This window comes from Streptomyces sp. NPDC049887 (genome assembly GCF_040656535.1).
Classification (GTDB): Bacteria; Actinomycetota; Actinomycetes; order Streptomycetales; family Streptomycetaceae; genus Streptomyces.
Genome location: NZ_JBFAMM010000032.1, coordinates 12,592 through 29,928 on the forward strand (window position 1 = coordinate 12,592; position 17,337 = coordinate 29,928).

Annotated in this window: 13 protein-coding genes, 1 pseudogene and 1 riboswitch; of the genes and pseudogenes, 7 read left to right on the forward strand and 7 right to left on the reverse strand. The window is 70.8% G+C overall.

Annotated elements, in window-relative coordinates:
- Positions 1-409: 409 nt before the first annotated feature.
- Positions 410-838, reverse strand: a pseudogene (locus AB0J10_RS29140) (glucosamine-6-phosphate deaminase); the annotation flags it as partial.
- Positions 839-948: 110 nt separating this feature from the next.
- Here AB0J10_RS29140 and nagB point away from each other — a divergent pair.
- The gene (gene nagB / locus AB0J10_RS29145) at positions 949-1,734 is read left to right on the forward strand and encodes a glucosamine-6-phosphate deaminase (RefSeq protein ID WP_363065627.1); all 786 of its coding nucleotides are present in this window, start codon (positions 949-951) and stop codon (positions 1,732-1,734) included.
- Between the two features lie 259 nt (positions 1,735-1,993).
- On the opposite strand, the gene AB0J10_RS29150 is transcribed toward nagB, so the two are convergent.
- From AB0J10_RS29150 to AB0J10_RS29165, 4 genes are all read right to left on the reverse strand, one after another.
- Positions 1,994-3,505 carry a glycoside hydrolase family 3 protein gene (locus tag AB0J10_RS29150; RefSeq protein ID WP_363065629.1) on the reverse strand — a complete coding sequence of 504 codons (1,512 nt, stop codon included), beginning with the start codon at positions 3,503-3,505 and terminating at the stop codon, positions 1,994-1,996.
- A gap of 8 nt (positions 3,506-3,513) precedes the next feature.
- Complete coding sequence (locus AB0J10_RS29155) at positions 3,514-4,377, reverse strand: carbohydrate ABC transporter permease (RefSeq protein WP_363065631.1); 864 nt, start codon at positions 4,375-4,377, stop codon at positions 3,514-3,516.
- Entirely contained in the window at positions 4,374-5,378 is a 1,005-nt protein-coding gene (locus tag AB0J10_RS29160; RefSeq protein ID WP_363065730.1) for a sugar ABC transporter permease, read from the reverse strand. Before AB0J10_RS29160 ends, AB0J10_RS29155 begins: the two co-directional genes overlap by 4 nt.
- A 74-nt stretch (positions 5,379-5,452) precedes the next feature.
- Positions 5,453-6,733, reverse strand: a complete 1,281-nt coding sequence (locus tag AB0J10_RS29165; RefSeq protein WP_363065633.1) for an extracellular solute-binding protein — start codon at positions 6,731-6,733, stop codon at positions 5,453-5,455.
- Positions 6,734-7,026: 293 nt separating this feature from the next.
- Here AB0J10_RS29165 and AB0J10_RS29170 point away from each other — a divergent pair, with 293 nt between their 5' ends.
- From AB0J10_RS29170 to AB0J10_RS29195, 6 genes are all read left to right on the forward strand, one after another.
- Positions 7,027-7,794 (forward strand): GntR family transcriptional regulator, encoded by a 768-nt coding sequence (locus AB0J10_RS29170; RefSeq protein WP_093652564.1) that lies wholly within the window; start codon positions 7,027-7,029, stop codon positions 7,792-7,794.
- Between the two features lie 217 nt (positions 7,795-8,011).
- A complete protein-coding gene (locus tag AB0J10_RS29175) occupies positions 8,012-10,222 on the forward strand; it encodes a carbon starvation CstA family protein (protein WP_363065635.1) in 2,211 nt (736 codons plus the stop codon).
- A 14-nt stretch (positions 10,223-10,236) separates the two neighbouring features.
- Positions 10,237-10,443: a YbdD/YjiX family protein gene (locus tag AB0J10_RS29180; protein WP_363065637.1), complete on the forward strand. Its 207-nt coding sequence runs from the start codon at positions 10,237-10,239 to the stop codon at positions 10,441-10,443.
- Positions 10,444-10,813: 370 nt separating this feature from the next.
- Positions 10,814-10,907: riboswitch (cobalamin riboswitch) on the forward strand.
- 146 nt (positions 10,908-11,053) lie between these two features.
- Positions 11,054-13,435 carry a ribonucleoside-diphosphate reductase subunit alpha gene (locus AB0J10_RS29185; RefSeq protein ID WP_363065639.1) on the forward strand — a complete coding sequence of 794 codons (2,382 nt, stop codon included), beginning with the start codon at positions 11,054-11,056 and terminating at the stop codon, positions 13,433-13,435.
- A 55-nt stretch (positions 13,436-13,490) separates the two neighbouring features.
- Positions 13,491-14,498 carry a ribonucleotide-diphosphate reductase subunit beta gene (locus AB0J10_RS29190; RefSeq protein WP_363065641.1) on the forward strand — a complete coding sequence of 336 codons (1,008 nt, stop codon included), beginning with the start codon at positions 13,491-13,493 and terminating at the stop codon, positions 14,496-14,498.
- Between the two features lie 287 nt (positions 14,499-14,785).
- The gene (locus AB0J10_RS29195; RefSeq protein ID WP_363065643.1) at positions 14,786-15,751 is read left to right on the forward strand and encodes a helix-turn-helix domain-containing protein; all 966 of its coding nucleotides are present in this window, start codon (positions 14,786-14,788) and stop codon (positions 15,749-15,751) included.
- A 9-nt stretch (positions 15,752-15,760) separates the two neighbouring features.
- Here AB0J10_RS29195 and AB0J10_RS29200 read toward each other — a convergent pair whose 3' ends face one another.
- Both AB0J10_RS29200 and def read right to left on the reverse strand, forming a co-directional pair.
- On the reverse strand, positions 15,761-16,498 hold the full coding sequence (locus AB0J10_RS29200) for a D-Ala-D-Ala carboxypeptidase family metallohydrolase (protein ID WP_363065645.1): 738 nt from the start codon (positions 16,496-16,498) through the stop codon (positions 15,761-15,763).
- A 193-nt stretch (positions 16,499-16,691) separates the two neighbouring features.
- Positions 16,692-17,321 carry a peptide deformylase gene (gene def / locus AB0J10_RS29205; RefSeq protein ID WP_363065647.1) on the reverse strand — a complete coding sequence of 210 codons (630 nt, stop codon included), beginning with the start codon at positions 17,319-17,321 and terminating at the stop codon, positions 16,692-16,694.
- Positions 17,322-17,337 lie beyond the last annotated feature (16 nt).

Below are 17,337 nucleotides of genomic sequence, written 5' to 3' on the forward strand. Positions count from 1 at the left end.
CACGTTGTGAGCGTACCTTTGGTGAGAACCTGACGGGACGGGCCTCCGTAGGGGAGGATGGGCCCGGAAGAGTGTGTGCGCAGACGGATGGACAGGGCAGAATGGTCTAGTCCACAATGGCACCATCGTGCGGAATGCGATCCGGACGGTGGACAACAGAAGACCTCCGCCCTCCCCGCACAGGAGGGTGGACCGAGGACCCGGCGCTTTCTGCCCTGACTGCGCCGCGGGCCTCCACACGGCCGACCGGGACCGCACACCCGCCGGCCGGGCTACTCCGGGCTGCGGTGCCGGACGGGTTGAGGGTCCCGTCCCGGCGCCGCGGCCCGCGGGTCTTTCAGGGGCCTGAGCGCGGCCGGGAACCCCCGGTGCGCGGACCGGCGGCGGCCCGGACCCCCGGAAGCACACGTCAGCGGGTCTCGGTGACCTCGGCCAGGGCCTGCGGGGGGCGACGACCACCTCGTGGCCGGCGACCGGAGCGGAAGGGTCTCCAGGATCGGCCGGACCTCCTCCGCCACGCCCGCGGCGCGCGGCGCGAAGCCCGCCGCGGCCGCCTCGCCCTGCGGCTTCGGCCCGACGGCGAAGAGGTCGGCGCCGAGGCCGCGCAACCGGTCGAGCACCGGTCGCAGCGCCTCCCCGCCACGGCCGTCCGTCACCGCGGCCACCACCGGGGGGATGTCGTCGACCATGGGAGCGGGCCGTGCGGCGGACCGGCGCCCGAACGGGAGAGGGCGGGGGTGCGGCTCGCCTCCACCGGCCTCGGGGCCGCCTCCTCGGCGGTGGGGTGTCCGTGGCCGCAGGAGGTGACAGCCGGGCGCTCGTGTGCCGTCCGGGGCCGGTCGACCACGGGGAAGCGCACTCCCGCCGGCCGGGATTCACCGGGGCGTCACCCCGTTCTGCTAGATTGGTCTATACCACATGACCTTTCAAACGATCGGCGGGCCCAGCGTGGAAGTTGTCATCGTCAAGGACGCCAAGGCAGGCGGGGAACTCGTCGCACGGAGCATCGCGGAACTGCTCCGCCGCAAGCCCGACGCCCTGCTCGGGGTGGCCACGGGGTCGACACCGCTGCCCGTGTACGAGGCGCTGGCCGCTGAGGTCCGGGCCGGGGCAGTGGACGTCTCCCGGGCCCGGATAGCGCAGCTCGACGAGTACGTGGGGCTGCCCGCCGGGCACCCCGAGTCGTACCGCTCCGTGGTGCTGCGCGAGGTCGTGGAGCCGCTCGGACTGAGCCCGGACGCGTTCATGGGCCCGGACGGCGGCGCGGACGACGTACAGGCCGCCTGTGCGGCGTACGACGCGGCGCTGAGGGAGGCGGGCGGTGTCGACCTGCAGTTGCTGGGGATCGGCACGGACGGGCACATCGGCTTCAACGAGCCCTGCTCCTCACTCGCCTCGCGAACGAGGATCAAGACGCTGACCGAGCAGACGCGCGTGGACAACGCGCGCTTCTTCGACGGCGACATCGAGCAGGTGCCGCACCACGTCATCACCCAGGGCATCGGGACGATCCTCGACGCACGGCACCTGGTGCTGCTGGCCACCGGTGAGGGCAAGGCCGAGGCGGTCGCGACGTGCGTGGAGGGCCCCGTCGCGGCCGTGTGCCCCGCCTCGGCACTGCAGCTGCACCCGCACGCGACGGTGGTGGTCGACGAGGCCGCGGCGTCTAAGCTGAAACTGGCGGACTACTTCCGCCACACGTATGCGAACAAGCCTGCCTGGCAGGGGCTGTAGCGCGGGGCCGGGGCGGGCCCGGCCGCACACCGGCCTTCGGCCACCGCGCGCACGCACGGCGATGCCGGGCGGCCCGATCGACGGGCGGCCCGGCATCGCCGTCCTCGCGACCGGGCTCGACGGCCGGTGTGCGGCCGCCCTCCTCCGGTGTCCGGTCGCCGGGGCGTCCGGGCCCTCGGGTCCGGCGGGCGGACGGGGCACGGTGCACCGCTCCGCGCGACCGCCGGACACACCCCGCGGGGCGGCCGGACGCAGGTCCTCAGCCGGCGGTGACGGCCTCCGCAGCCGCGATCCCGCAGACCCGGGCCGCGCCGTGGGTGGCCACATGGAGGGCCCCCCGGGGAGGGGCGGCGTTGAGCCCCATCTCCACGACGATCGTGTCGGGGCGGGCGGCGACGAGGGCGTCGAGGGACTGCGACATCCACGGGTGGCGGTGGGCGTCGCGGACGACCGCCACGATGCGCCGGCCGCCGGCCGCCGTGAGGACGTCGTCGACGGCGGCGTCCGCGTACGTGCCGGTCTCCGTACCGGGAAGCAGGCGGGCGAGTTCCGCCGCGACGCCCCACGGGGTCTCGTCACCGACGGCGATGTTGGCCACGGGCGTGAACGCGGCGACGTACGGCGCGGTGGTCAGCGGTTCGCGGGGACGGTCCCCCACCGTGACGCGCACGGCCCGGCGCGCGGCCGTCAGACCGATCTCGGCGCCGGGCGCGGTCCCCTCCTGTGAAGCCGCGCCCGGCTCCGATGCCGCCCCCCTGGCCCCCCTGGTCCAGTCCGCGAGCGCGCGCACCCGCGCGGCCGCGTCGGCCAGTCGTTCCTCGGGCAGCTCGCCCTTGCGCACCGCGGTGACCAGCGCGTCGCGCAGCCGCAGCACGGTGTCCTCGTCGGCCAGGCCGCCGCCGACACAGATCGCGTCGGCACCGGCGGCGATCGCGAGGACACTGCCGCGCTCGATTCCGTGGACCGCGGAGATGGCCTGCATCTCCATGCCGTCGGTGACGATCAGTCCGTCGTAGCCCAGCTCCCGGCGCAGCAGTCCGGTGAGGATCTGCGGGCTCAGGGTCGCCGGGCGATCCGGGTCGAGCGCGGGTAGCAGGATATGCGCGCTCATGACGGACTTGGAACCCGCCGAGACGGCCGCCCGGAAAGGCTGCAGCTCACGGGAGTGCAAAGTGGCCAACTCCACATCGATCCGCGGCAGGGCGTGGTGCGAGTCGACGGCCGTGTCACCATGTCCCGGGAAGTGCTTGGTACATGCAGCGACTCCCGCGGACTGGAGACCGCGGACATACGCGGCGGTGTGCCGGGCCACCAGGGCGGGGTCGGACCCGAAGGAACGCACCCCGATGACCGGATTGTCTGAATTTGAGTTGACATCGGCCGACGGAGCCCAGTTGAGGTCCACCCCGCACATGGCGAGCCGGCGGCCGAGCTCCGCGGCCACCGCCCCGGTCAGCTCGACGTCGTCCACCGACCCGAGCGCGTAGTTGCCGGGGAAGGAGGAGCCGGTGCCGACCTCCAGCCGCGTGACGTCGCCACCCTCCTCGTCGATCGCGACGAGGACGTCCTCGCGCTCCGCCCGCAACCGGGCCGTGAGGGCCCTGAGCTGGGCGGGCGAGGCGATGTTGCGGCCGAACAGCCCGACGGAGGAGAGCCCTTCGCCGATCCTGCGCAGCAGCCAATCGGGGGCCGTGGTGCCGACGAAGCCGGGCTGCAGCACGGCGAGGGCGTCACGGGTGAGCGTGTCGGTGCGGTCCACCGAAGTTGTCATGGAAGGCGTCATCCCTTCACCGCGCCGGCCGTCAGACCCGCGGCCATCTTGCGCTGTACGAGGAGGAAGAGGATCACGATGGGGACGGCCATCATCGTGGCCCCGGCCATCATCGGCGCGTACTCGGTGCCGTGCTTGGTGGTGAAGTTGCCGAGCCAGACGGTGGCCGTCTGGTTCTGCTGACTCATCAGCATCAGGGCGTACAGGTACTCGTTCCACGCCTGGATGAAGCCGTACACGGACGTCGCCACCATGCCCGGGGCGAGCAGCGGGAAGACCACCCGCACGAAGGCGCCGGTACGGGTGCAGCCGTCGACCATCGCCGCCTCCTCCAGTTCCCTGGGGATGTTGACGATGAACCCGCGCAGCGTCCACACCGTGAAGGGGAGGATGAACGTGAGGTACGTGATGATCAGGCCGGTGAGCCGGTCGTACTGACCAAGGTCGTTCAGGAGCAGGAAGACCGGGATGATCATCGCGACCAGCGGGACCATCTGGACGGCCAGGATGCCCACGATCACGATCTTGCGGCCGCGGAAGGCGAAGCGCGAGATCGCCAGCGCCGCCAGCATGCCGACCACGATGCCGATGAGCACCACGGCCAGCGAGACGACGAGGCTGCGGCCGACCGGCCCCCAGAAGTCCGCGATGTCGAAGGCCCGGGAGAAGTTCTCGATGGTGAACGTCCCGGGGAAGAAGTGCGGGTCCGGGTCGATGGCGTCCTTCGCTGGCTTGAAGGCCGTGTTCAGCATCCAGTAGACGGGGAAGCCGGCGGTGACGAAGACCAGCAGACCGAGCAGGTTCCAGCGGAGCCTGCCGCGGCCGTGCCTCCCGGGACGGCTCGGGGCGGCGATCCTGGCAACGGCGCTCACTCGACTTCTCCGATCTTGAGCATCTGGCGCATGTAGACGGCGACCACGCCGAGCAGCAGGACGACCGTCACCAGGGCGATCGCCGAGCCGCCGCCGTAGTCGTTGACCACGAAGGCCTTGTCGTACGAGTACGTCGTCAGCACCTGGAACTCGGCCTCCGGGCGGCCGCCCCGCATCACGAAGACCTGTGGGAACACACCCATGTCCCAGATGACCGAGAGCGTCGTGAGCATCACGATGACGGGCTTGAGGACCGGCAGGGTGACGTAGCGGAAGACGCCCCACGAGCCGGCGCCGTCGAGCCGGGCCGCCTCCTCGAGCTCCTTGGGCACCTGGGTGAGAGCCGCGCCGAGTGTGATCACCACGAAGGGCACGGCGCCCCAGACGACGAGCAGCATGATGACGGCGAGGCCCTGCGGGCCGCCGGCGAACCAGTTGTGCCCGATCATGTCGACACCGGGCAGCCTGCTCAGCAGCCAGTTGAGCACGCCGTAGTCGGTGTCGAACAGCCACTTGAAGATGGCGGTGGCGACGATGACGGGCATGCCCCAGCTCGCCACGAGCGCGATGTTGACCAGGGTCTTCACCCAGCCGGACACCCGCTGCAGCAGCAGGGCTGTGAGCATGCCGAGGACCATGGTGAGGATCACCGCGCCACCGGCGAAGACGATCGTGCGGACGACGACGGCCCAGAACTCCCCGTCCCCGAGGATCTTGGTGAAGTTGGCGAAGCCGACCGACTCGGGCTCCTGGAGGCCCCAGAGCTGCGACTGCCCGAACTTCTGGAACGAGAGGGTGACCAGCCGGGCCAGCGGATAGCCGAGGACCAGCAGCAGGACGAGCAGGCAGGGGGCGAGCAGGGTCCACGGGAGCGCGGCCCCGCCGGCCGTGCGGCGGCGCACGGCCGGCCTCCCCGCTCCCCCGGTCCCCCCACCGGAGCCCGGGACTGTTGACGGCCGCGTCGGCGGCACCTTGGCAGTGGTTGTGTCTGCGGCACTCATCGGGCGCTCCCAGCGGTCCCTCTCCTCGTACGGGAGCAGGGCCCCGTCATCGACGACGGGGCCCTGCCGGAAGGTCACTTGGTGTTGATGACCTTGTCGATCGCCTCGTCGGCCGCCTTCGCGGCCTCCTCGACCGACTTCTTGCCGGTGCCGATCTCCTGGAGCATCGTCTTCAGGGTCTGGGCCTTCTCCACCTGGCCCCAGCCCGGCGCCATCGGGACGAACCAGTTGGACTCGGCGGCCGTGGCCGGGACGACCGTCTTCGGGTCGTTCTTCAGGGTCGCCAGATCGGTCTTGTTGTTGGGCAGGTTGCCCTTGGCGAGCAGGCCCTTCTGGCCCTGGGCCCCGGTGAAGGCGTTGATCCACTCCGCGGCGACGCCCTGTGCCCTGGACTTGACCGGGATGGCGAGGTCGGAGCCGCCGAGGAAGACGGGCAGCGGCCGGCCGGACGGGCCGGGCATCACGAAGGTCTCGAGCTTGTCGGCGAGCTTGCCGACCTTGTCCGTCTCCGGGGCCGCCGCGGCGCCTCCCTCCCATGCCGCACCGAAGATGGCGGCCGAGTTGCCCTGGCCGAAGACGATGTGGCGGTCGGACTCGTCCTTGGTCTTGTCCCCGTGCATGTACTTGTCGAGGATCGACTTGTACTCGTTGAGTCCCCTGATGGACTCGGGCGAGGAGAGGTTGGCCTTCCACTGGCCGCCCTCGTTCTCGGCGATGGAGCCGCCGGCGCCGTAGACGAAGGACATCGCGGCGTACCAGTCGGGCGAAGGCTGGTACCAGGCACTGAACTTGGCGCCCTTCTTCTTCTGGATCCTGTCCAGGGCGGCGGTCAGCTCGGCGTAGGTCTTCGGGGTGGCCGTCACTCCGACCTCGGCGGCGATGTCCTTGCGCCAGGTACCGACACGGCCACCGGCGTAGTACGGGACGCCGTAGGTCCTGCCGTCGTAGGTGACGGACTCCTTGAGGCCGTCCAGCCAGGCGTCGGACTGGTCGAACCGCTTCGGGTCGACCTCGGCGAAGGCGCCCTTGACCATGTAGCCGAGCATCTCGGTGTTGCCCATCTCGACGACGTCGGGGGCCTTGTCGGTGGCGAGGACGGCGTCGAGCTTGGCGTTCTTGTCCGGCCAGCCGTAGTACTCGTGCTTGATCTTGATGCCGGGGTGCTTCGCGGCGACCGCGTCGTCGGCCGCCTTCACCAGCTCGGGCCAGTTGTTCTGGGCGTCGACCGTCAGCCAGACGGTGAGCTCCTTGGCGTCCGCCCCCGCCTTGCCCCCGCCCTCGTCGCCGTCACCACACGCGGCAAGGCCGGCCATCATGCCCGCGACGCCGATCGCCGCGATGAGCTTGCGCTTCACGCCACCCTCCTCAGGGATGCTGCAACCCCCCGCCCACCGCGAGGACATACGGAGCCATACGCCGAGCACTGCTCGTGGGGCTGGGACTTGGTCTTTAATGGTTTAGACCAGTACCGGGAGCTTGGCCTAGACCTTTAGGGGTGTCAAGGGTGTATAAGAAGGGCTGTCGCGTCCGTTATCGGACCGACACCTGAGGGAGGGCGACGACCCGTGACCGGACCGTGCCACCATGTGAGCCGCAAGCAACGGAGGAGCCGGTGACGGCAGCACCACACGAGTCGGGAAGGCAGGCCATGGCCACGGACGGGGCCGGCACCGAGCCGGAGAACGGGACAGCGACCCGGACCGCGCGCGTGCCCAAGTACTACCGGCTCAAGAGGCACTTGCTCGACATGACGGAGACGCTGCCGCCCGGCACCCCCGTCCCGCCGGAGCGGACGCTCGCCGCCGAGTTCGACACCTCGCGCACGACGGTGCGTCAGGCACTCCAGGAACTCGTCGTCGAGGGGCGGCTGGAACGCATCCAGGGCAAGGGCACGTTCGTCGCCAAGCCCAAGGTCTCCCAGGCCCTCCAGCTGACCTCGTACACCGAGGACATGAAGGCGCAGGGCCTGGAGCCCACGTCGCAACTGCTGGACATCGGCTACGTGACGGCCGACGACACGCTCGCCGGACTGCTGGACATCGCGCCCGGAGGCCGCGTCCTGCGCATCGAGCGCCTCCGGCTGGCGAGCGGCGAACCGATGGCGATCGAGACCACGCACCTGTCGGCGAAGCGCTTCCCCGCGCTGCGGCGGTCGCTGGTGAAGTACACCTCGCTCTACACCGCGCTGGCCGAGGTGTACGACGTCCACCTCGCCGAGGCCGAGGAGACGATCGAGACCTCGCTGGCCACCCCTCGCGAGGCGGGCCTGCTCGGCACGGACGTCGGCCTGCCGATGCTGATGCTCTCCCGGCACTCGCTGGACGCCGGCGGCGAGCCGGTGGAGTGGGTCCGCTCGGTGTACCGCGGCGACCGCTACAAGTTCGTGGCCAGGCTGCAGCGGCCCGAGGCGGGCTGAACTCCCCGCCCGCACAGGCGGAAGCGCGGAACGACCGCCCCGCAGGCCGGGGCCGACCCGAGGGCGGCCCCCGGTCTGCGCGCCTCCCCGGGTCCTGCTCCGGGCCTTCGTGCCAGTCGTTGCCGTACCGATATGTGAGCCGGGGGTGACGCTGGCGGAACGGTCGCCTAGATTGCCTGCGCGTTACAGGCGATCACGACGGGACGGGAGCCACACCATGGCCGAGCCGGCACCATCGAATACATCCCAGCGGAGAACCACTCCGCGGTCCATCGCAGTCTGGGTACTCGTCGCGCTCGTCGGCGCGGCCGGGTGGAGCGTGCTCGCCCTCTCGCGGGGCGAGGAGGTCTCCGCCGTCTGGATGCTGGCGGCCGCACTCGGCTCGTACGCCATCGGCTACCGGTTCTACGCCCGCTTCATCCAGTACCGCGTCCTCAAGGCCGACAGGACCCGCGCCACCCCCGCGGAACGGCTGGACAACGGTGTCGACTTCCACCCGACCGACCGGCGGGTGCTCTTCGGGCACCACTTCGCGGCGATCGCAGGAGCAGGACCGCTGGTCGGCCCGATCCTCGCCGCGCAGATGGGTTACCTCCCGGGCACCATCTGGATCATCGTCGGCGTGATCTTCGCCGGCGCCGTGCAGGACATGGTCACCCTGTTCTTCTCGACCCGCCGGGACGGCCGTTCGCTCGGCCAGATGGCGCGGGACGAGATCGGTCCCTTCGGCGGCGTCGCGGCCCTGATCGCCGTCTTCGCCATCATGATCATCCTGCTGGCGGTGCTGGCGCTGGTGATCGTCAACGCCCTGGCGCACTCGCCGTGGGGCGTCTTCTCCATCGGCATGACGATCCCGATCGCCCTGTTCATGGGCGTCTACCTGCGCACCCTGCGGCCGGGCAGGGTCACCGAGGTCTCGGTCGTCGGAGTCGCGCTGCTGCTGCTCGCGATCATCGCGGGCGGCTGGGTCGCCGACTCCTCCCTGGCGGGCTTCTTCACCCTGGAGCCGGGCACCCTGGTCGTCTGGATGGTGATCTACGGATTCCTGGCCTCGGTGCTCCCCGTCTGGCTGCTGCTGGCGCCGCGCGACTACCTCTCCACCTTCATGAAGGTGGGCACCATCGTCCTGCTGGCCCTGGGCGTGGTCATCGCGCTGCCGACGCTGAAGATGCCGGCCGTCACCGAGTTCGCGAGCAACGGCCAGGGACCGGTGTTCGCCGGCTCGCTGTTCCCGTTCGTCTTCATCACCATCGCGTGCGGCGCCCTCTCCGGCTTCCACTCCCTGGTCTCCTCGGGCACCACCCCGAAGATGATCCAGAAGGAGACGCAGATCCGGATGATCGGCTACGGCGCGATGCTGACCGAGTCGTTCGTGGCGGTGATGGCGATGATCTGCGCCTGCATCCTCGACCCGGGACTGTTCTTCGCGGTCAACTCCCCCTCCGGGGTCATCGGGACCACGGTGGACTCCGCCTCCCAGGCGGTCGCCAACCTCGGATTCACCGTCGCCCCCGAGCAGCTGACGCAGGCCGCGAAGGACGTGGAGGAGGCGACCCTGCTCTCCCGCACCGGTGGGGCGCCGACCTTCGCGCTCGGCATGTCGGAGATCTTCTCCGCGGTCATCGGCGGCGCCGGGCTGAAGGCGTTCTGGTACCACTTCGCGATCATGTTCGAGGCGCTCTTCATCCTCACCACGGTCGACGCGGGAACCCGGGTGGGCCGCTTCATGCTCCAGGACACGCTGGGCAACTTCTACAAGCCGATGAAGCAGGTCAGTTGGAAGCCGGGCGTCTGGTTCGCGAGCGCGGTCGTCGTCGGCGGCTGGGGCTACTTCCTCTGGGTCGGCGTGCATGACCCGCTCGGCGGAATCAACCAGCTCTTCCCGCTCTTCGGCATCGCCAACCAGCTCCTCGCGGCCGTCGCCCTGGCCGTCTGCACCACGCTGCTGGTGAAGTCCGGACGTCTCAAGTGGGCGTGGGTCACGGCCGTCCCGCTCGCCTGGGACGCCACCGTCACCCTCACCGCCAGCTGGCAGAAGATCTTCTCCGGCGACCCGAAGGTGGGCTTCTTCGCCCAGCGCGACAAGTACCAGGCGGGCATCGACTCCGGCGAGGTGCTGGCTCCGGCCAAGTCGATCGACGACATGCACACCATCGTCACCAACTCCACCGTCGACGGCGTGCTCTGCGCCCTGTTCGCCCTGCTCATCGTGGTGGTCCTGGCCGACGCCGGCCGGGTCTGCTACAAGGCGGTCAGCAAGCCCGAGACCGTCCGGCTCGCCGAGGCCCCGTACGTCGAGTCGAAACTCGTCGCGCCCGCCGGAATGTTCGCCACCAAGGAGGAGAAGGCGGAGCTCGCGACGGTGGGCGCCGGCGCCCCGGCCCGCGAGTCCGCTGACTCCGGGGCCGCGGGCAGCGGCAAGGCGTGAGTACCGTGGGAGTCATGACTGCGGTGGGCGGAGTACGCCGGGCGGTGGACTGGGTCCGCTGGTACGTGCGCGAGGTCTCGGGCGAGTCGGTGTACGACCGTTACGTGGCGCATACACGGTCGCACGACCCCGACGCGGAGGTCATGTCCCGCCGCGAGTTCGAACGCTGCCGCATGGACGAGCGGGAGGCGGACCCCCGCAAGGGGTTCCGCTGCTGCTGAACGCCTGCTCCGGTAGCCGCCCACGGGCCTTCGCGTCTCCCTGCCGGGGAGACGCGAAGGCCCGTCGCCGTACCGGGGGCCCACACCGCCCCGCGGTCCTCGGGGACTTCCCGCCGGGTACCGCGCGCGTCGCGCCCCGCTCGGCCGCGCCCGGCCGGCGCCCCCCATCCGGTCCGCGGGGCACGGCCGCACGCCGTCCGCGTGAACGGTCCGTCCTCGTACCGGCCCCCCGGAAGGGGCGGTACCCGAGCCCGGCCCGCCACCCCGGGGATGTATGCCCTTGCACTCCAAGCGGGGCCACGACACAACATGTGGGGGGTTCCGCAACTCGCGGCCCCCACATGTATGCTCATGCTCGCTGTCGCCGCAGGGGAATCCGGTGGGAATCCGGAACTGTCCCGCAACGGTGTACCGGCGTGCGCGGGCCCGGATCCAGGGCTTTGCGCGCCCGTGAGTCCGAGACCTGCCGACGGTGCGCCCGGACCGTCCGGCCCGGGTGCCCAGACGTCCGGGCCTCGCGGAAAAGGCCGGTGGACGCGGTCCGCCCTGCCCGGGTGTGCGTCCGTGCCCCCGCCCCGCCGGCCCCCAGCCGAGCGAGGGAGAGCACCCCGTGACCATCGCGCCGCCCGATCCTGCTTCAGCGAAGCTCGCCGACGGACCAGGCACCGCGCTCCTGCGGACCCTGACCGAGCTCACCGCCGACCTGCCCGACGCCGACCCCGGCCGGGTCGCCGCCGCGGCCCTCCGGGGCCGGCACGCAGGCTCGGACGAGGCCGAACTGCGCGAACTGGCCACGGAGGCGGCCGCCGGCCTGATCTCCGAGGACCCGGCGTACTCACGGCTCGCGGCCCGGCTGCTCACCCTCACCGTCGCGGAGGAGGCGGCCGGGCAGGGGGCGACCGCGTTCTCCGCCTCCATCGCCGTCGGGAGCCGCGAGGGGCTGATCGCGGACCGCACGGCCGCGTTCGTCCTGGCCCACGCCCAGCGCCTCGACTCGATGGTCGACCCGGCCGCCGACGACCGCTTCGGCTACTTCGGCCTGCGCACGCTCTACAGCCGCTACCTGCTCCGGCACCCGATCACCCGCAAGGTCGTCGAGACCCCGCAGTACTTCATGCTGCGTGTCGCGTGCGGACTCGCCGAGGACGAGTCGCTGCGCGCGCTGGACGAAGTGGCCTCCCTGTACGGGCTGATGAGCCGTCTCGACTACCTGCCGTCCTCCCCCACACTCTTCAACTCCGGCACCCGGCACCCCCAGATGTCGTCCTGCTACCTGCTGGACTCCCCGCTGGACGAGCTGGACTCCATCTACGAGCGCTACCACCAGGTGGCGCGGCTCTCCAAGCACGCCGGCGGTATCGGGCTGTCGTACTCCCGCATCCGCTCCCGCGGTTCGCTCATCCGCGGCACCAACGGCCACTCCAACGGCATCGTGCCGTTCCTGCGCACGCTGGACTCCTCAGTGGCGGCCGTCAACCAGGGCGGCCGGCGCAAGGGCGCGGCCTGCGTCTACCTGGAGACCTGGCACGCGGACATCGAGGAGTTCCTGGAGCTGCGCGACAACACGGGCGAGGAGGCGCGCCGTACACACAATCTCAACCTGGCGCACTGGATCCCCGACGAGTTCATGCGCCGGGTGAACGCCGACGCCGACTGGTCGCTGTTCTCCCCCGCCGACGTGCCGGAGCTCGTGGACCTCTGGGGCGACGACTTCGACGCCGCGTACCGCAGGGCTGAGGCGGCCGGGCTCGCCCGCCGCACCATCCCCGCCCGCGAGCTCTACGGGCGCATGATGCGCACGCTCGCCCAGACCGGCAACGGATGGATGACCTTCAAGGACGCGTCCAACCGCACCGCCAACCAGACCGCGGAGCCCGGTACCGTCGTCCACTCCTCCAATCTGTGCACCGAGATCATCGAGGTCACCGACGACGGCGAGACCGCCGTCTGCAACCTCGGCTCGGTCAACCTCGGCGCGTTCGTGGTGCGCGACGCCGCCGACGGCGAGGAGGTGATCGACTGGGAGCGGCTGGACGACACCGTACGCACCGCCGTCACCTTCCTCGACCGGGTCGTCGACATCAACTTCTACCCGACCGAGCAGGCCCGCCGCTCCAACGCCAAGTGGCGCCCGGTGGGCCTCGGCGCCATGGGCCTCCAGGACGTCTTCTTCAGCCTGCGCCTGCCCTTCGACTCAGCCGAGGCGCAGTCCCTGTCGACACGGATCGCCGAGCGGATCATGCTGGCCGCCTACGAGGCGTCCTGCGACCTCGCGGAGCGCAACGGGCCCCTCCCGGCCTGGGAACGGACCCGCACCGCTCGCGGGGTGCTGCATCCCGACCACTACGACGCGGAGCTCGCCTGGCCCGAGCGCTGGGCCGCGCTGCGCGAGCGCGTCGCCGCCACCGGCATGCGCAACTCGCTCCTCCTCGCCATCGCGCCGACGGCGACGATCGCGTCGATCGCCGGTGTGTACGAGTGCATCGAGCCGCAGGTCTCCAACCTCTTCAAGCGCGAGACGCTGTCGGGCGAGTTCCTCCAGGTCAACTCCTACCTGGTGGACGACCTGAAGAGGCTCGGCGTGTGGGATGCCAAGACGCGCGAGGCGCTGCGCGACTCGGGCGGCTCGGTGCAGGGCCTGAACTGGATCCCGGCGGAGGTCCGCGCGCTGTACCGCACCGCCTGGGAGATCCCCCAGCGCGGACTGATCGACATGGCCGCGGCGCGCACCCCGTTCCTCGACCAGTCCCAGTCGCTGAACCTGTTCATGGAGACGCCGACGATCGGCAAGCTCTCCTCGATGTACGCGTACGCGTGGAAGCAGGGCCTGAAGACCACGTACTACCTGCGCTCCCGCCCCGCGACCCGGATCGCCCGCGCCGCCTCGGGCGCCACGCCGGCGGCCGCCACCATCCCCGTCCAGCAGGCGGCCGACCCCGACGCCGTCGCCTGCTCCCTGGAGAACCCGGAGTCCTGCGAGGCCTGCCAGTAGCTCCGCCCCGCATCCGCACACCACCACTGGAGGACGGCGCCCCGCGCCGGCTGCTATGAACGACAAGAACCTGCTCGACCCGGGCTTCGAGCTGACGCTGCGCCCGATGCGCTACCCGGACTTCTACGACCGCTACCGGGACGCCATCAAGAACACCTGGACGGTGGAGGAGGTCGACCTCCACTCGGACGTCGCCGACCTCGCCAAGCTCACCCCGGGCGAGCAGCACCTGATCGGCCGTCTGGTCGCCTTCTTCGCAACCGGCGACTCGATCGTCGCGAACAACCTGGTGCTGACGCTGTACAAGCACATCAACTCCCCCGAGGCGCGCCTGTACCTGTCGCGGCAGCTCTTCGAGGAGGCCGTGCACGTCCAGTTCTATCTGACGCTGCTGGACACCTATCTGCCCGACCCGGAGGACCGCGCGGCGGCCTTCGACGCGGTGGAGAACATCCCGTCGATCCGGGAGAAGGCCCAGTTCTGCTTCCGGTGGATGGACTCGGTCGAGAAGATCGACCGGCTGGAGACGCAGGCCGACCGCCGCCGCTTCCTGCTGAACCTGATCTGCTTCGCGGCCTGTATCGAGGGACTGTTCTTCTACGGGGCCTTCGCCTATGTGTACTGGTTCCGCTCGCGGGGTCTGCTGCACGGGCTGGCGACGGGGACGAACTGGGTCTTCCGGGACGAGACCATGCACATGAACTTCGCGTTCGAGGTCGTGGACACGGTCCGCAAGGAGGAGCCGGAGCTCTTCGACGACGCGCTCGGACAGCAGGTCACGGACATGCTGAAGGAGGCGGTCGAGGCAGAGCTGCAGTTCGCCCGCGACCTGTGCGGCGACGGTCTGCCGGGCATGAACACCGAGTCGATGCGCGAGTACCTGGAGTGCGTCGCCGACCAGCGGCTGACCCGGCTCGGCTTCGCCCCGGTGTTCGGCTCCCGGAACCCCTTCTCCTTCATGGAGCTGCAGGGAGTGCAGGAACTGACGAACTTCTTCGAGCGCCGGCCGTCGGCGTACCAGGTCGCCGTGGAGGGCACGGTCGATCTGGACGAGGAGTTCTGAGGTCGGCGCCCGGCGGAGCCGGGTGTGCGCGGGCGGGTGCACGGACCGCGGATCGGTCCGGGCGCCCGCCCGCGCCGTCGTCCGAGCGCTCCGCCCGGCGCAGTTCGCGGTCGGTCCTGCGGTCCCCGGCGTGGCCGAGGAGCGGGGCGAGGGCGACGAGGAGGAAGAGGCCGCCGGCGGTCAGGTAGTCGAGGACGATGTTCATGTCCTCCACTGTCGCGGTGCGGGCTCGGAAAGGTCAGTGGCAGGACTGTCATGAGCCATCGAATTACTGCCACACTCTGCTCATGCTGAAGAATGTTGCGGCCGTCGTGCTCGACGGCGTGCACCCCTTCGAACTCGGCGTCCTCTGCGAGGTCTTCGGCCTCGACCGCAGCGACGACGGGCTGCCCGTCCACGACTTCGCCGTCGTCTCGGCCGAGGGCCGCCGACTGCGGACCCACGCGGGCTTCACCGTGGAGGTGGAGCACGGCCCGGAGCGGCTGGCGGAGGCCGATCTCATCGCCGTGCCCACCGGCAGCGACTACACGGCGCGCGACTATCCCGAGCCGCTGCTCGCGGCGCTCCGCGACGCCGTCGACCGCGGCGCCCGGGTCCTCTCCGTCTGCACCGGCGCGTTCGTGCTGGGGGCCGCGGGGCTGCTCGACGGACGCCGTTGCACCACCCACTGGCTGCATGCGGACACGCTGGCCCTGCGCCATCCGCGGGCGCGGGTGGACGCCGACGTGCTGTACGTCGACGAGGGACCGGTGGTCACCTCGGCCGGCACGGCCGCCGCCATCGACGCCTGTCTGCATCTGGTGCGCCAGGAGCACGGCCCGGAGGTCGCCAACAAGATCGCCCGGCGGATGGTCGTCCCGCCGCACCGGGACGGGGGCCAGGCCCAGTACATCGACCGGCCCCTGCCACGGACCCGCTGCGACACCGTCGGCGAGGTGCTCGCCTGGATGGGGCGGCACCTGGACCGGGAGATGACCGTGGAGCAGCTGGCCGGGCGTGCGCACATGTCGCCGCGAACCTTCGCCCGGCGATTCCTGCAGGAGACGGGTACGACGCCGTACCGCTGGCTCCTGCGCCAGCGCGTGCTGCTGGCGCAGGAGTTGCTGGAGGCGACGGACGAGACGGTGGACGCCATCGCGGGCCGGGCCGGTTTCGGCAACTCCGCGGCCCTGCGCCACCACTTCCTGCGGACGCTGGGGACGACGCCGAACGCGTACCGGAGGACCTTCCGCGGCCCCGTCCGTGCCGCCTGAGCCCGCCGTTCAGATCCCGCAGCCGGACGCCGACCAGAAGCGGCTCGCGCGGTGGTCGACGTGGGTGTGGTCGCCGTGGCCCGGGTATCCGGGGCCGAGAATGCCGTTGAAGCCGTGGTTGCGGGCCTGCCGGGCCAGGGTGCACAGCGAGTGCGGGCCGGCGCCCAGGTCTGCCGCGTCGCCGTGGAGATGGCGGCTGCCCGACGCGCCCCCGACCGCGTCGTTGCAGGCGTGGGAGCGGAAGCCGCTGGTGACCCGGAGGGGCTGGTCGCCGAGCGCGTGGCGCATGGCTTCGAGCTTCCACATGGTGCGCAGGGCGTTGGACTTGGCGGTGGCGGCACTCACCGCGCCGCCCGCCCAGGTGGAGTTGCAGTCGTTCAGTTCGGCGTAGCTGAAGTGGACGGGGGTGCAGTCGTCGTCCTGGAGCGCGTAGAGCCTGCTGAAGGTGGCGGGGCCGGCGACGCCGTCGGCTGCGAGGCCGTAGGCCGACTGGAAGCGTTTGACGGCGGCGGTCGTGGCCGGTCCGTAGTCGCCGTCGACGGCCAGAACGGCTCCGTATCCGGGGTATCCGGCGACGCGGATCTGGAGCTGGGTGACATCGGCTCCGGTGGCGCCCTGGGAGAGGGTGCGGGACCAGGTGTAGCAGCCGTCGGCGTGCGCGGCGCCGGCGGTGGCCACGACCCCGCCCAGCGATGCAGCCATGACCATGACAATTGCCAGCAGGAGTCGAGCGGTACGTCGGGGCATCGGCCCTCCATGACGGGTCCACCGGATGAGGGAGTGCACGCCAGAGACTGACGTGGCGGCCGATGAGCGTCAACAGGGCCCGGGGAACCGTCATTCGTCGGCCCAATGGCGGTAACGCCCGCGCCCCGCCACCGTGTTCGGGACGGGACGGGGCAGAAGCTCCCGACGCACCGTAACGGCCGCCGGGCGCGGGTCAGTCGTTGGGCACCGTCTGGTAGCGCGGTGTGCCCTCCGCCATCTGCCGCAGCGCGTCCTTGCGGTCCCGCTTCGACAGTCGGTCGATGTAGAGCCGTCCGTACAGGTGGTCCGTCTCGTGCTGCAGGCAGCGTGCGAAGTAACCGGTACCGCGCACCTTGATCGGCTTGCCCTCGGCGTCCTGACCGTGCACCTCGGCGTAGTCCGGGCGGGCGAGCGACGCGTACGCCGTCGGGACCGACAGGCAGCCCTCGTTGGAGTCGTCGAGGACCCGGCGCTCCGGCGGAAGCTCCTGCAGCACCGGATTGCACACGACGCCCACGTGGCGCGCGCCCTCGTCGTCCGGGCAGTCGTAGACGAAGACCTTGAGGTCCACGCCGATCTGGTTGGCGGCCAGGCCCACGCCCTCGGCCGCCCGCTGGCTGGCGAACATGTCGTCGATCAGCGCCGCGAGCTTGTCGTCGAACTCGGTGACCTCCTGGCACTCCTTGTGGAGCACCGGATTGCCGACGACGGTGATGGGACGGGCACTGCCCCGCTCACGGTACGCCCGCTCGCGCTCCTCGCAGTCCTCCGTGTCGACGACGAAGCCGTCGTTGATCTGCTCGTCCGTCTCCTGCTGCGCCATTTCCGCCGTAAGCCTT